The sequence below is a fragment of the Pseudomonas bubulae genome (assembly GCF_900618535.1).
GTDB lineage: Bacteria > Pseudomonadota > Gammaproteobacteria > Pseudomonadales > Pseudomonadaceae > Aquipseudomonas > Aquipseudomonas bubulae.
Map to the genome: position 1 here is coordinate 64,234 of NZ_UYJA01000001.1, position 14,703 is coordinate 78,936.

Sequence of the window (14,703 nt, forward strand, 5' to 3'; positions counted from 1 at the left end):
CCGCTGTGCGGCTTCGCACGCCGAGCAGTTGCGGGCGCTACACGGATCATCAGTCAGCTTGAAACAGCCAGTTGCACCTTGACCTTCTTTATCCTGCAACTAAGGTCGTGGTAGTGCACCCACCGCGCAGCGTCTGTTCTTGAGCGTGATCCGAAGGCAGGGATATGCAAATTAATCACCCATGTTCAGCACTACGCCCGTTTCTCCGGTACGCAGCCGTCAGCTTGCTGACCCTGGCTATGGCAGCGCAAGCCCATGCAGAAGACACCTGCAGCACCTTGGCCGCCAGGGCCTTGCCCGATGCGACCATCACCGTGGCCGAGGCCATTGCCCCCGGGCAGTACCAAATGCCGGAAAACCCGCTGACCCGGCTGGCGAGTTTCTCCGGCATGAACCCGGCAGGGCGCCCCGCAGTCGGGCCAAACCCGGCCTTTTGCAGGGTTGCTGCCACACTCAGGCCCAGCAGCGATTCAGATATCAAGATCGAAGTCTGGTTGCCGCTCAATGGCTGGAACGGCAAGTTACTGGGTGTCGGCAGTTTTGGCTGGGGCGGAGCGATGATGTACCCGGCCATGCTCGCCGGGCTTGAGCAGGGCTACGCCACGGCAGCGACCGATACCGGACACGACAGCAGTACTGAAGAAGGCAAGGGCGGGCAGTTCGCCCTGGGCCACCCGGAAAAGCTGATCGATTATGCCTGGCGCGCCGATCACTTGATGACGGTACATGCCAAGGAACTGATCAAGGCCTATTACGGTAAACCCACCAGCCGGGCGTACTGGATAGGCTGTTCGCTGGGCGGCCTTGAAGGTCTGATCGAAGCCAGGCGCTTTCCCGATGACTACGATGGTATCGTCGCCGGTGCGCCGCCCAACCCGCTGGTCAAGTTCAATGCCGCCCAGCTCTGGCCCGGCTGGTTGCTCGGTCGCCACCGCGATGTGAACATGACCAAGGCCAAGCTCGAGATGGTCAGCAAGGCGGCGCTCAAGGCCTGCGCCACGCCCATTGGCCTCAAGCAGGGGTTTATCAACGACCCGCAGCATTGCGATTTTGAGCCTGAACAATTGCAGTGCAAAGGCACCGAGACAGCCGACTGCCTGACGGCGGGGCAGGTAGAGCTGATGCAGCAGCTCTATCGAGGGCCGATCAACCCGCGTACCGGGGAAGTGATCTTTCCTGGCGTGGCCAAGGGCAATGAAAACCTGCTCGGTGATTTTGTCGATGGCCAAGCGTTCCCGGTGGCCCTGGACCTGTTCAAGTACGCGGCTTTCCAGGATCCGGACTGGGACTGGACGACCATGGACTGGGACAAGACCGTGAATGAGGCTGTGAACAGGCTCGGGCCCTTGTTGCACGTTGACTCCAACCTCACGGCATTTTTCGACCGGGGGGCAAAGCTACTGCTTTATGTGGGCTGGAACGATTTTCATAACGGCCAGGAGCTGATCGACTACTACCAGTCACTGCTGCGCGATTCGGGCAAGGCGGCCCGGGCCTCGGCCCGGCTGTTTCTGATCCCGGGCATGGGCCATTGTTACGGCGGTGCGGGCTGCGACACCTTTGACAAGTTGGCCTTTATCGACAATTGGGTGGAACACGGCGTAGCACCGCAGCGCATCGTCGCTTCGAAAATTGAAGACGGCAAGGTTGTGCGCACCCGCCCGCTATGTGCCTGGCCGCAGGTCGCCCGTTATGCGGGCAAGGGCGATATCGACAATGCCGACAGCTATGCCTGTGTCGAAGTAACGCAATAGTGGTGCAAAAAAACAAAGGCCTGCATGAGAAGTCTCATGCAGGCCTTTGTGTACCTTGCGCCGGCGCTATTGCGCTGGTTTCAGCGGCCTACCAGCAGTTCTGCGGCCTGATCCAGTAATGCCAACGGGTTCTTGGCCTTATGGATATCCACCGACAGCAGTTGACGAAAGCGCCTGGCGCCAGGGAACCCCTGGCCCAGCCCCAAAATATGACGCGTGATATGGTGCATTGAACCACCCGCGGCTATATGCGCTGCGATATAAGGCCGCAACAGCGTGAGCGCCTCTACCCGCGAAATGACAGGGGCAGAACTGCCAAACAGACGTTGATCGACCTCGGCCAGAATATACGGGTTGTGATAGGCCTCGCGACCGAGCATCACACCATCAAACACCTGTAAATGTTCCTGGCATTGCTCGAGGGTCTTGATCCCGCCGTTGAGAATGATCTCCAGTTCAGGGAAATCGGTTTTCAACTGCGCGGCAACGTCATAGCGCAGAGGCGGGATATCGCGGTTTTCTTTAGGCGACAGCCCTTCGAGAATGGCAATACGCGCATGCACGGTGAAACTGGTGCAGCCGGCATCACGAACCGTACCGACGAAATCGCACAGTTGTGCATAGCTATCGCGGCCGTTGATGCCGATACGATGCTTGACCGTGACAGGGATAGCGACCGCATCGCGCATGGCCTTGACACAATCGGCCACCAGCGTCGGATGCGCCATCAGGCAGGCGCCGATCATATTGTTCTGCACCCGATCGCTGGGGCAGCCGACATTCAGGTTCACCTCGTCATACCCTGCATCCTGAGCCATGCGTGCGCAAACGGCCAAGTCAGCCGGAACACTCCCTCCCAGTTGCAAGGCCAGCGGATGCTCAGACGCGTCATGACGCAAGAAGCGCTCGGCATCACCATTGATCAGCGCACCCGTAGTGACCATTTCGGTGTACAGCAAGGCGTTTTTGGATAGCAGACGCAGAAAAAACCGACAGTGGCGATCTGTCCAATCCATCATAGGTGCCACGCTAAAGCGCCTGGACACCGCAGAGCCTTTGTTTGCGGGGTTTGTAGCTGATTTTTCTACCATTTTGCTCTACGTGTTTAAGGCGTGTTTTAGGGGGTAAAAGGGCGTTTTTTGCATGTCACTGGTACAATGTACCATCTCAATTTCGAATTGTACCAGTTGACCATGGCCACGATCAGAGCACGCAAACGCACTGACGGCAGCACCAGTTACACGGCTCAAATACGCCTGATTCGTGAAGGGGCGCAAGTCTATCAAGAGAGCCAGACTTTCGCCCGTAAACAGGCCGCCCAAGCATGGGTTCGCAAGCGTGAAGCCGAACTGGATCAACCCGGCGCGATCGAGCGGGCAAACCGGATAGGCGCCACGGTTAAGGAAATGATCGATCGATACATGGTCGAAATGGAAAAAGCCCGTGGCCTGGGAAAAACCAAGCTGGCCACACTCAAAGCTATCAGCGAGTCCTACCTGGGCGCGGTGAGTGACCAGGACTTGAACTGCCAGATTCTGGTTGAGTACGCGGTCTGGCGAATGGGGCCAGAGGGCGGCGAGGTGCTGCCTCAGACCGCTGGCAATGATTTGGCGCACCTTGGGGCTGTGCTTTCGATTGCGCGCCCGGCATGGGGCTATGACGTCGACCCTCAAGTAATGGGCAATGCCCGCAAAGTCTTGCGCAAGTTGGGCTACAACATGCGCAGCCGTGAACGTGACCGCCGCCCGACTCTGGATGAGCTGGATAGGCTGCTGGAGTACTTCCAATCGATTCAGGACAGGCGCCCGACTTCGATCAATATGCTCAAGATGACAGCGTTTGCCTTGTTCTCGACTCGGCGTCAGGAAGAGATCACCCGGATCAAGTGGTCGGATCTGGACGCGGAGGGGAGTAGAGTCCTGGTGCGGGATATGAAGAATCCCGGGCAGAAGATAGGCAATGATGTGTGGTGTCATCTACCGCCTGAAGCCTTGGCCATCCTGCAGTCAATGCCAAAGACAGTAGACGTGATTTTTCCCTACAGTGCTGAATCAACTTCCGCATCCTGGGCACGGGCCTGCAAGTTTTTGGGGATCATCGATCTGCACTTTCACGACTTGCGCCATGAGGGTGTCAGTCGCTTGTTTGAAATGGATTGGGATATACCGAGGGTGGCCAGTGTATCGGGGCACCGCGACTGGAACTCGATGCGTCGCTATACCCGTTTGCTCCAGTTCTCGAAAAGGTCTTTGTAAATCTCCTTCACATGCATTGTGAATTTGCACTTTTCAGGTCGCCCGCAAATGATCATCCAGGGTTCATCATGGCGGGCGTACAGCAGCTTGTCCTTGTGGTTGCAGCTAGGGCAGGTCAATCAGGATCTGATCTGGAAGCCTGATCTGAAGGGCATGCACTTTGCGGACATGCGTTACAGCGCGGTTGTGGTGTTTGAGCGCTTTGCTGATGAACCCGGGCGGCTCATGGCTTTGTTGGCCGCGCCGAACCTGCTGCAGCTGCTGAGCGCCAAACTCAAGGACAGCCACGACATCGGGTTGCCCACCGGCCAGCAGTACGCCCTGGTGATCCTGTTCTTGGGCACGCGGTACGACCAGTTCGCCGCCACCCTGGCGCGTTTCAACGCCTTGCTGCCGTTCCCGGATTTGGAGCGCGCCCAGCGCCGTGCCCAGCAGCTGTTCAAGCTGGAAGCGGAAAAGTGGGAATTGCCGTCTGCCGGCGCGCTGCCGCGTTGGGGCCAGATGCCCCTGGAGCGCTGCACCGTGACCAAAGCCGCAAGCCAGGCGCTGTCCAGCCAACTGGCGGCGCTGGAGGGCTACGCCGCTGACAGCTCGCCCATGGCCGACTTGGCGGCACTGGCTGCACGCAAGGCCAGTCAGGCCCACGACCGCAAGCTGGCCGAGCTGCAGCAGTTGCTGACCGGGAACGCCGCTGAAACCACCATGCAATGCCGACTGATTGGCCCGGGGAACGGCGCCGAGCTGAGCGCCCAACTGCTGGAAGGCCAGGCCCCAGGCCATGAATGGGAGATATGTCGGGCCAGACCAGCAACAGCGACACGGCCCACACCGGCTTCAAGCCCAAAACCCTGACCTTTTCCGGGCTGATTCGGCATGCCGATGCGGACTGGTTGCGCACACTGATGCGCCTGGCCGAGGCAACGGAGAGCGGTGGCCAACTTAAAACCTATCGCATCGTTCACGACACGGCCGCAGCATTTGGCATGCGCCAGGTGCAATTCAGCGATGGGGTCAGCTCCCGGGAACACGACACGCTGCAGGCTTGGCTGATCCAGTTCACGCTGACCGAAAAGCTGAGCAACCCCGAGCGGGTAGAAGGTCGTCGTACCGGCAACAGCGTGGCCAGTCAGTCGGCGCCCGGGCAAGGCGTTGCCGGTGAGAACGGCAGTGATCCGGAAAAACCCGGGCAAGAGCTGACCGGCTTTGAAGCCGTGCTGAAAAAAATTGATAACTGGATGGGCTGACCGCCATGAAACTGCACAAAGTGCTGACCATCGGCGGCACCGTATACCCGCTGGTCAAAGATGATGTCCGGCTGGAGCTGCGCACCCCGGGGCGAGCCTCGTTCACGGTGCAGGCCAAAGCCCCGTTAAAAGGATTGGTGACGCTGGACATTGGATACAACGACAAGCCGCTACAGCGGTTTTTCATTGGCTACGTCGAGCGCAGTACCAGCGTGAACGCCGTCGAGCAGGTGCTGTTCTGCCGCGAACTGGCTGCAATCCTGAGCCAGCCGCTGCCGCTGAACCTGCGCCACGTGGATCTGCGCGCCGTCCTGACCGCTATCAGCAACAAGACAGGGCTTACATTCCGCGTGCCTGACCAGCCCTATGCAAAGGTCAAAGCCCCGTTCTTTTACAACCTGGCCACCGGCATTCAAGCCATGGACAGCCTGGCCCGGGTTTTCAGCATCCCCGACCCGATCTGGCAGCAGCAAGGCGACGGCGAAGTCTTTGTGGGCAGTTGGGCCGACAGCTTTTTTGGTGCCCGAGAGCCCCTGCAGCTGCCAATCGAACTGTTCGACGGCTACCAGGGCAACGAAAGCGCCATGGTAGCCGCCATGCCAGGCATTCGCCCTGGTGCAACCTTTAACCAGGCGCAACGCATCGTTTCGGTGTCGCTGGCCGCAAATCAAATGGGTTTGAAGTGGAAGAAGCAATAAAACGCGCCGTAGAACGTCAATTCCCCGAGCTGAGCGGCGGCTACCACCTGCCCAGATTCGCCCTAGTGCAAGGCGTGGCCGATGCCCCGGCCCAGTCCGGGATCTGCGACAACTTCCGGCCCCGGTACGCGGTAGACCTGCAGGTACTGGCCGAGGACGGTGAACCTGACCCCAACCTGCCGATCCTGGCCGGTGTACCGCTGCCCGTGCCCGTGGGCGGTGATGAGATGGGTTTTTTCGCCTTCCCGGCCGAAGGCACCATGGTCGTGGTCAACTTCGCCTACGGCATGCCCAGCAAGCCCTTTATCCAGACCATCTTGCCCCACGGCCTGAGCTTGCCGAAGGTGCCCAAAGGGGATCAAGTCTGGCAGCACAGCGAAACCGCCCAGCAGCGCGTGGACGCCGACGGTAACTGGTCGCGGCAGACCGATGGCCGCATACAGGACTTTTCAGCTGACCGCGAAGTGCAGGCCCTAGACAACCAGGAGCACTATCAAAGCCACAGCCAAACCGTGGACGACCACTCAAAGGAAACAGTCGGCGGGGTCAAATCCATAGAAGCCCTGGGCGCCATGAAACTGCTGTCAGGCGGGTCAATGAGCGTGGCAGCTGTAGATGATTTGCACCAAGCCACTGGCCGCGACCTGAATCTGGTGGTTGGGGATAAGTACAACGCCACCGTGGGTGGCGATATGCAGGAGCGGATCGAGGGTCTGCGCAAAAGCGTGGCGGGGGAGGGCCAGCGTTTGGTCGCACCTAAAAACTGGATCGGGTCGGATAGCTTGAACTTGTTTCAGGTGGTTTGTGATTTGCTCGACCTGGTGCAGGAGATGAGCACTCAACTGGCGGGGCATACGCACGTACCGGGACCGACTCCCAGCCCTACGGATGCTGCTACTTTCATGACAATAAGTACTCAAACGATTGCTCTAGCCGAAAAGCTGAAGCCGGTTACGCTGTGAATATATGCATAGTGTATTGTGAGTGGACAGCATTAGGGGGGTGTGAGAGTGAGCCTTAAGAATGGTACAAAAAATCAACATTTTTTGTCGCAGTCAGAACAGCGTTTAAATGCATCAAACCCTATGTCCGCCAACGGGAAGGAGATGCGGATATTCGAGTTTGAGGTTGTTGATCGAGAGAACCACAGGATAAAGTTGCGCTCTAAAAAAGGGACGCCAATAAGGGGGGCTCTTAGTCTTAGTGACTTATTTAGCTTTGATGTGCTGAGTGATGGCGCTGACAGATACAACTTTGAGCATTTGTTTCAAAAGTATGAATCAGGCGTCAAGGATGTAACTTTAGAGTTGCTCGGGAAGCTGAAAGCTCCAGGGGCTGATGTGACGTCGGAAATACTTAACATACTTACCATTAAATTCATGAATTTTGTTCGCAATCCATACTCAGCGAAAAAGGTTCTAAACACCTTTCCTCACTTAAGAAACCTCAAACCTACGGATCCAGTTCATCTAGCTAACTTCGAAAGGGTACTGACCGGTAGCAAGCCGCAGCAAAGATATCTTTGTGAAATACTCAAGATATCAGAAAGCGACTATGTTGAGTGGTTAGGAGTGATCTTTCTTGTGCTAGCGCCCCTTGCGAAGAATGAAAGTAATTTTTTAAACAGTATGATTGAAAGTCTACTTGGTAACCAAGACTATTACTTGACGGTTTTCATTCACACCTACGAAAATCACTCTTGTCTTTTGTCTGATCGAGGATTTAGTACTCCGCTCCCTGAGCAGGATTATCTCTCATTTGATTTTAATTTGAGTTCAAAAAGTTTCATACGATATATATTTTCTGATATTGACTCTGCGGCCTCAGGGTGCTTGACAGATAGGCAGATTAAATTATTTAAAGCAACAAAAAAAATCAGTGCCGTGCATATTCATGACGACCTTCCTTCCCTCAGCATATATAACAAGCATGTAGTTTATCAGTGCTACAGTAAAGTGTTTTGCTCAGATTCAATATGCTTCGGCTTAGACGAAAGCTGATCGCAAGACCATAGTGTTTATCCGAAAAACTCCACCCAAAGAAAAAAGCACATGAAAAAGCACTTATCCCCCTCCCGCCGACGGGCCTTGTGTCCTTTTTTTGTGCAAATTCGAATGTAGTGCAAACGATCCTGCAGCCCAGGCGGGCCGTGGGGCTCTGCAGGCGATTGCCATTTGCACAGAATGCAAAGCCGGAGTTTCTGGCTTGGGCAGCTCAGTACGATGAGGGGGGCGTCCCTGGACGTAGCCTGGCCAGGCATCAGGAATGGCTGTCTGCGCTTACCTGTACGGTCTTAAAGCTTGAAGGGGACATGTCTGTTACAGATCGGGTGCGGCAAATACTGGATGCAGTCGACGGACTGAAGCACACACCGTCAGTCATGTGAACGTGTGTTGGCTGTAGGCTTACGTCCAGCTTGCCAAGCGAGTGGAAGAGATGGGCCAGTCATTCAGCGGCACATAAAGGTCGTCAAAAAGCTCGAGGCAGTTATCCTGGATCGGCACGTTCGCAATCAAAGCATGATGATTGCCGTGCTCTCGAGCAAGACGGGCCGCACCAGAATTTTGTAGCAGTCGGCATCGAATGCCTGCCCTGTCAGTCTGGGGGCCAGTCTGGCTTCAGACTCGCAGGTATAGGTGCCGATATAGCGCCAGCTGTCCACGACGTGGTACTCCTCGATCTCGCCATGCTGCTCGTGCAATGCGATTGCGCCTGGATAGGGCCAGTGATGCACGGCCCAGCGTTCCAAGGCACTCAACAAGCGTTGGGTATGCGCCTTAGGGCTTTCTGCCCCTTTGCAGGCACCGGCGCACTTGCCTATCTGAGCCCGAAAGCAGCCCCGTCCCGTTGATTTATCCAGGCCCAGCAGGGTGTGGCAGAGCCGGTGCTCGTCCGCAATCTGCATCAGGGCTTCGGTGGCCATCCGCCGGTTACGGAAAAGCCCGTACAACTGTGGCCCGTCGCAGATGGTGGTGGTGTCGATGATTTCCAGTACCCCGTCGACAATCCGCAATGAGCACAGACGCTGTTGACGACGAAGTCGCTTGTTCTTCAAGGGTTGCAGTTCTTTGATCAGGCGGGACTCCAACAGCAGGGCACCGATTTCTCCTGCGGTTTGCTGGTACTCGATCCGTTGTGTCTGGCGCAGCATTCGGGCTTCTTCCGGCGCGCGCAGGTGGGAAAGCAGTCGGCTGCGTATATCGATGCTTTTACCGATATAGAGCGGCATGGACTCGCCAGCAGCGTAAAAGAAATACACCCCGGGTGCTCGCGGGGCGGCCTCGACCTGAGCGCGCAGGTGGGTCGGGTATGTATAAACAAGGTCGGGGCGAGCAGTAGGGGCGGGCATGGGGTGCACCTTCAAGGTGGATCAGTAGGCCTATGTACCAAGCATGGCCAATTTCAGTTCGGGGCAATGCAATTGAACACCTCACCGCGCAGCTTTTACCAATAGTCCAGGCGTGATGTGCCAGAAGCTCGCTCAATGCCTGACGCGTCAGGGTATTCAATGTCACGTATTACTGCTGTTTGTACCACGGGAGTGCTACAAAACACATCGCAAGAACGCCTTGCTCTACGAGGATTGATCAACGGGAACAGTTATTGCTTGAAGGGCTGAGGGCGGAGGGAAATGCAGACCGCGCAGATTTGTGTGCGCTGTAAGGGTGCGTAAGTTAATCAGGAATTGCGTGTTTTCGAGCGCAAGCAGTTGACCTACTCAGAACAGTTTATAGGGAGCTATCGCTTGGAAAACCTGGTCATTCGTCATGCGCAACTAACGGATGCGACGCAGCTCTGCAATGCCGAGCGTGAAACGGCCAAAACCCCCGGTTTGCTTGTCTCGCGGCCAAGTGAGTTTAACACTGCAGCCTTTGAGCGAAAAATTCTTGCCCTGAAGGATGATGGCCTTTACCTGGTGGTTGAATGGAATGACCAGATTGTCGGGCATGCTTTGCTTGAGCCAATCGGGCTTGAGGCCTTTAAGCACGTTATGAGCCTGACTATCGTTGTGCATCCCGACTATGTGGGGCAGGGTATCGGCCATGTGTTGATGACGCGCTTGTTGCAGTGGGCCGGGGATCGCCCGGGGCTGGTAAAAGTCGAACTGCGGGTGCGTGAGGTCAATCGCCGTGCGAGGCACCTTTATCTGAAGTTCGGCTTTGTGGAAGAAGGTCGTCTTGAAAAGCGTATACGCCTACCCGATGGCAGTCTGATCGCGGATATCACCATGGCCTGGTTCGCACCGGAGCACAGCTGAAGCAGCACTGGGTGGCAGCTTGATGCCCTGACGAACTTAAGCTGTCGTCTATAGTCAGAGGACCACCCTTATTCTGAGTCCTCGACCATGCTAACGCCTCGTTCACTGATTACAGCCATTACGTGTGTTGCGCTTGTTTGTGGCCCGGTCACTGCCTCGGCCGATCCAGGTAACGGGAACAGTAAAGGCAATGACAAAGGCGGTCAGCACTATGACCAGGATCATGGCAAGCAAGGTGGCCAGGGCAATAAAGGTAAGAAGTCAGGCGCTGACGACAGGGCGCATGGCCCGAGTATCAATCGTGCAGCCACGCTTGAAATCATTCACGGGCATAGAGATTACTGTAGCCGAAGCCAGGCGCTGCCGCCCGGCATCCAGAAGAATCTGGCGCGGGGCAAGCCGCTGCCGCCGGGTATTGCCAAAAAGCTGGATGGCCGACTGGTCAGCAGGCTGCCTCATTACGAGGGGTACGAATGGCAGCAGGTGGGCACGGAGTTGATTCTGGTATCCATTGCCACCGGGTTGGTTTATGAGATTCTCAATGGTGCCTTTGATTGATGTGACGCCGTTGTGTCGATCAGTGCCTGAAACTCCGGGCTTATCCCTCGACTAGACCCGGGAAAAGCCCGGCCAGCCGGGGCAATGTGCCAGTGTTTCTCACTAAGTGGCTGTTTTTGAATAAATTTATTTAAAAAGTGCTTCCCATATCCTCAGAGTGCGGGTATATTTGCGCTCGTTCTCACAGCGAACCCTTACAGGTTCACGGCGATTGGCAACATTCGCAAGCTGCAAGGACGTTAAATGAATGCCAGGCATTCATCGCAACAACTACAGGGGCGTCGCCAAGCGGTAAGGCAGCAGGTTTTGATCCTGCCATGCGTTGGTTCAAATCCAGCCGCCCCTGCCATTTTCCAGATCTTGTCCAGCATCGGGCAAGACTCTCCAAGCACAGCGTCAACGCCGTTCGGCCTGACGCAACCTCGCTAGTCACCCATCCCATACCAATTAATACCACTGTCTTTTTCTTGCCCATTCGGTTTGTGGCGGATCAGTCCTGCGCGTTTCTGCAGCTCAACCCATTGCCTGTGAAAGCAGTGCGTACTGGTGAACACCTTCAGTGGATTGCGGGGGTGTGCCGAGGGCCATTTGGGTCACCCGGTCTACTGGGCCCAGGCCGGCCCGCGTCAGCCATTCACACAGACCGCTGTTATGTGGCACATCGATACGCACAAACTGGCCAGGGATCCGTGAGAGCAGGGTGGCGATCAGGTGCCTGGCCTGCCGGGGATTTTGGGCAATCACCGGGCCAATGCAATGGCCCTTTCCGGCGCGGCGCAACAGGGCAAACGCCTGTAACTGGCCACCGCACTCGATACCGGCCGTGTGTTCGATAGTGTCGTGCAGATGGGCGAAAATGGCACTGCGATCCAGCCCGCTGCCAGCGTTGGCCAGTGCCAGTTGCCGTGCCTGATCCTCTGCGTTGAGGCTGCGGCAGTGTTCGTCTGCGGCCAGCGGTTCAAGGGCCATACATTGTGCCGGGCCCTGGCGCTGCTCGAGGGTGCCGAACTCGATAAAGCCCTGGCTCAGATACAGCGGTGCGCCTGCCGCCGAGGCATTGAGGATCGCCGTGGCCGGCTTGCAGGCCTCGAGCGCCAGCTCCATCAATCGGCGGCCAACACCCTGGCCCTGATAATCGGGGCTGACCACCACCAGGCCAATGGTTGCAAACGCACCTTGTGGGCAGGCGAACGCCGTGCCGATCAAGCGCTCACCTTCGCAGGCCGCAAAGCCTTTGCACAACCGGTGCAACAACGCCCAGTCTTCCAGGCGATGGGGCCAGTTCAGTTGCGCGGACAACCTGTGGGCGGCGGGCAAGTCGGCCCGGATCATGGCGCGGTAAGTGAAGGCAGCCTGTTGCGGCGCGGGCATGATGAAACTCCTGGAACATGTGCGCACTATCTACAGGTATTGCCGCCGCGCTTTCAACCCCCGTGTGCGACCTCATGCCTGGCCGACATGATGCTCGCCACCTGACGTGGCTGGCAGTTGAGGTAGGCCGAGGATTGCAGCCATTGCTGGTCGGGGTACCAGGCAAACATGAACTGGCCATTTTTGAGTTTATCTACGACCTGACGCGCCACTTGCGGGCGGACCGCCGGGCAGCCGAGGCTGCGGCCGATGCGGCCCTGGGTTTTGCTCCACAGCGGGTTCACGTAATTGGCGGGGTGGATCACGATCGCCCGTTCACGGGCCTGATCATTGATGCCGGGCTCAAGGCCGTCCATGCGCAATGAGTAACCATGGCTGCCCACATAGCTTTCCTGGGTGCTGAACAGGCCGAGACTGGACTGGTTGCTGCCTTCGGTATTGGAGAAGCTGGTGGCGAAGTTCTCGCCGGATTGTTTTCCGTGGGCCACCAGATCACGCAGAACCAATGTCTTGCGGGTCAGGTCAAAGATCCAGAGACGGCGAGCGGTTGAAGGTTGCGAGAAGTCGATTACCGCCAGATGCCGAGCCTGTTTGGCTCCGTTATTGACCGCGCACTGCATGGCGCTGAGGGCACTTTTCAGGGCCTGGGGGTTGAGTTCCGGGGCGGCATGGCTGAGCTTGTTGAGCAAGAGCGGATTAGCAGCGTAGGCAGTAGTGCAGGTTGCGCTTAAGGCGATGGCTGCAAAGCAAAAACGGCGTAAAAAGTTGAGCATGATTTGCGTATTCTCGATGGAGTCAGACCAGTAATGCTGCGCCGATAACTTGGCGCTTGGGTTTTAACTGCTAGCCTGTGGGTTTGCCGTGACCGCTGATTGAGCTGAAGTTAAAGATGACGGCCCATAATTGGAGTAAAGCAGTTGTTCAAAAAACGCGCATTTTACTTGAGCATTGCCTTGCTGACTGTGCCACTGGTCGCTGTAGCCGATCCCCTACAGGCAGACACCACAAGCCCGGTACAACAAGCGCTCAGCCAACTGCCGCAAGCCTGTCCGGTCCTGGCGCCACGGGTCAATGCACCGATGCTGCGAATGCTGCAGGGGTTTTATCAGGGGCAGAATGACCAGCCGGTATGGTCGGTCAATGGCCGTTTGAGCGCCCTGCAAGGGGAGCTTGCGCAGTTGGCGGATGACGGTCTGGACCCCGACACCTACAAACTGCCTGTCGCTGGTGATCTGTGTGCCGATATCGGGATCAGCCAGCAGTATCTGCAAGCCTTGCAGGACCTGCACTATGGTCGCCTGCAGCAGTCGCGGTTCGAGCCGGTATGGCATGCCAGTGAGGTTGCACAAGACCGCCAGGCCCGCATCCTGGCCTTTGCCGGCCCGGGCCTGGCGGACTTGCCCCGGGCTTTTGAACAGGCGCGCCCGCAAAACGAGCTGTATCAAAACCTGCGTCGGGTCTATGCCCGCCAGCGTCAGCAACCCTTGCCACAATGGCAACCACTGGCCAGCGGGCCGTTGCTGCGTCCGGGGGCTGAGGATGCGCGGGTGCCCGAGCTGGCCCGGCGACTGGTCAGTGAAGGCTACCTCAGCCACCTGCCGGCGACTGTCGATCACCATTACAGCAATGAACTGGTGGCGGCGGTGAAGAGCTTCCAGCTCGACCATTCGTTGCAGGCCGACGGTGTAATCGGCGCGGGCACCCTTAAAGAACTCAACATCAGCCCCCAGGCGCGGCGTGAGCAGCTGCGCATCAATCTGGAGCGCTTTCGCTGGATAGCCCAGGATCTGGAGCCCGATATCCTGCTGGTCAATGTGCCCGCAGCGCAACTGACCGTGTACCGCAACGGTGTGCCGGTGTGGCAGACACGCACCCAGGTCGGTCGTGCCGAGCGCCAGACCCCGCTGCTCAAGTCCCGGGTCAATCGCCTTACGCTCAACCCGACCTGGACCATTCCGCCGACCATCTTTCGTGAAGACAAACTGCCGCAGATCCGTCGCGACCCGTCTTTCCTCAGCCGTCAGGACCTGCAGATTGTGGACAGCAACGGCCAGCCGCTGGCGGCTCAGGATATCGACTGGGATCGACCGGGCAACATCCTGCTGCGCCAGGGCGCGGGGCCGAGGAACCCGTTGGGCCGTATTGCCATCCGCTTCCCCAATCCGTTCTCGGTGTACCTCCACGACACCCCTAGCCAGGCCTTGTTCAGCAAGGGGCCACGGGCTTTCAGTTCGGGTTGCGTGCGGGTTGAAGCGGTGTTCCAGCTGCGTGACTTGCTGGTGACACCTGCCGAAAAAGTCCGTAGCGAGGAGCTGTTGGGTACCGGGCTGACCCATGAGTTCAGGCTGTCGAACCCGACACCGATCCTGATGACCTACTGGACCGCCCAGGCAAACAAGGACGGCAAGGTGACCTACGCACCGGATATCTACAATCATGACCCGGCATTGATTGCGGCTCTGGCCAGCAAAAAATAATTCGGCCATTGCGGACTTTCGTAGCAGCTGACGAACGCAGCCTCGCTCCGCTCGTCAGCTGCTACATAGTCTTGGGCAACTTGCCTCA

General features: G+C 57.4%; 13 protein-coding genes, 1 tRNA gene and 1 pseudogene. 11 read left to right on the forward strand and 4 right to left on the reverse strand.

Going from position 1 to position 14,703, the window contains the following annotated elements; genetic code table 11:
- The first annotated feature begins 164 nt into the window (after positions 1–164).
- On the forward strand, positions 165–1,754 hold the full coding sequence (locus tag PPTH39_RS00290) for a tannase/feruloyl esterase family alpha/beta hydrolase (RefSeq protein WP_130871358.1): 1,590 nt from the start codon (positions 165–167) through the stop codon (positions 1,752–1,754).
- 80 nt (positions 1,755–1,834) lie between these two features.
- Here the strand turns inward: PPTH39_RS00290 and dusA are convergent, their stop codons facing one another.
- Positions 1,835–2,845, reverse strand: a complete 1,011-nt coding sequence (gene dusA / locus PPTH39_RS00295) for a tRNA dihydrouridine(20/20a) synthase DusA (RefSeq protein WP_130871359.1) — start codon at positions 2,843–2,845, stop codon at positions 1,835–1,837.
- A 102-nt stretch (positions 2,846–2,947) separates the two neighbouring features.
- Here dusA and PPTH39_RS00300 point away from each other — a divergent pair, with 102 nt between their 5' ends.
- From PPTH39_RS00300 to PPTH39_RS00325, 6 genes and pseudogenes are all read left to right on the forward strand, one after another.
- Positions 2,948–4,009 (forward strand): site-specific integrase, encoded by a 1,062-nt coding sequence (locus PPTH39_RS00300; RefSeq protein WP_130871360.1) that lies wholly within the window; start codon positions 2,948–2,950, stop codon positions 4,007–4,009.
- Between the two features lie 93 nt (positions 4,010–4,102).
- On the forward strand, positions 4,103–4,861 hold the full coding sequence (locus tag PPTH39_RS23585; protein ID WP_198417381.1) for a hypothetical protein: 759 nt from the start codon (positions 4,103–4,105) through the stop codon (positions 4,859–4,861).
- Positions 4,798–5,253: pseudogene (locus tag PPTH39_RS00310) on the forward strand (baseplate complex protein); the annotation flags it as partial. The gene PPTH39_RS23585 and the pseudogene PPTH39_RS00310, both read left to right, overlap by 64 nt.
- A gap of 5 nt (positions 5,254–5,258) precedes the next feature.
- On the forward strand, positions 5,259–5,951 hold the full coding sequence (locus tag PPTH39_RS00315) for a hypothetical protein (protein WP_106117233.1): 693 nt from the start codon (positions 5,259–5,261) through the stop codon (positions 5,949–5,951).
- On the forward strand, positions 5,936–6,913 hold the full coding sequence (locus PPTH39_RS00320; RefSeq protein WP_130871362.1) for a hypothetical protein: 978 nt from the start codon (positions 5,936–5,938) through the stop codon (positions 6,911–6,913). Before PPTH39_RS00315 ends, PPTH39_RS00320 begins: the two co-directional genes overlap by 16 nt.
- Positions 6,914–6,961: 48 nt before the next feature.
- A complete protein-coding gene (locus PPTH39_RS00325; RefSeq protein WP_130871363.1) occupies positions 6,962–7,951 on the forward strand; it encodes a hypothetical protein in 990 nt (329 codons plus the stop codon).
- A 512-nt stretch (positions 7,952–8,463) separates the two neighbouring features.
- On the opposite strand, the gene PPTH39_RS00335 is transcribed toward PPTH39_RS00325, so the two are convergent.
- Positions 8,464–9,300: an endonuclease gene (locus PPTH39_RS00335; protein WP_095018476.1), complete on the reverse strand. Its 837-nt coding sequence runs from the start codon at positions 9,298–9,300 to the stop codon at positions 8,464–8,466.
- Positions 9,301–9,696: 396 nt separating this feature from the next.
- Here PPTH39_RS00335 and PPTH39_RS00340 point away from each other — a divergent pair, with 396 nt between their 5' ends.
- From PPTH39_RS00340 to PPTH39_RS00350, 3 genes are all read left to right on the forward strand, one after another.
- The gene (locus tag PPTH39_RS00340) at positions 9,697–10,209 is read left to right on the forward strand and encodes a GNAT family N-acetyltransferase (protein ID WP_130871364.1); all 513 of its coding nucleotides are present in this window, start codon (positions 9,697–9,699) and stop codon (positions 10,207–10,209) included.
- Between the two features lie 87 nt (positions 10,210–10,296).
- Positions 10,297–10,767: an anti-virulence regulator CigR family protein gene (locus PPTH39_RS00345; RefSeq protein WP_130871365.1), complete on the forward strand. Its 471-nt coding sequence runs from the start codon at positions 10,297–10,299 to the stop codon at positions 10,765–10,767.
- A 274-nt stretch (positions 10,768–11,041) separates the two neighbouring features.
- A tRNA-Gln gene (locus PPTH39_RS00350) sits at positions 11,042–11,116 on the forward strand.
- Positions 11,117–11,280: 164 nt separating this feature from the next.
- On the opposite strand, the gene PPTH39_RS00355 is transcribed toward PPTH39_RS00350, so the two are convergent.
- Positions 11,281–12,138 carry a GNAT family N-acetyltransferase gene (locus PPTH39_RS00355; RefSeq protein WP_095019847.1) on the reverse strand — a complete coding sequence of 286 codons (858 nt, stop codon included), beginning with the start codon at positions 12,136–12,138 and terminating at the stop codon, positions 11,281–11,283.
- 53 nt (positions 12,139–12,191) lie between these two features.
- Entirely contained in the window at positions 12,192–12,911 is a 720-nt protein-coding gene (locus tag PPTH39_RS00360) for a murein L,D-transpeptidase catalytic domain family protein (protein ID WP_095000062.1), read from the reverse strand.
- 144 nt (positions 12,912–13,055) lie between these two features.
- Between PPTH39_RS00360 and PPTH39_RS00365 the strand changes: the two genes are divergently transcribed.
- Positions 13,056–14,615: a L,D-transpeptidase family protein gene (locus PPTH39_RS00365; RefSeq protein WP_095000063.1), complete on the forward strand. Its 1,560-nt coding sequence runs from the start codon at positions 13,056–13,058 to the stop codon at positions 14,613–14,615.
- The last annotated feature ends 88 nt before the right edge of the window (positions 14,616–14,703 follow it).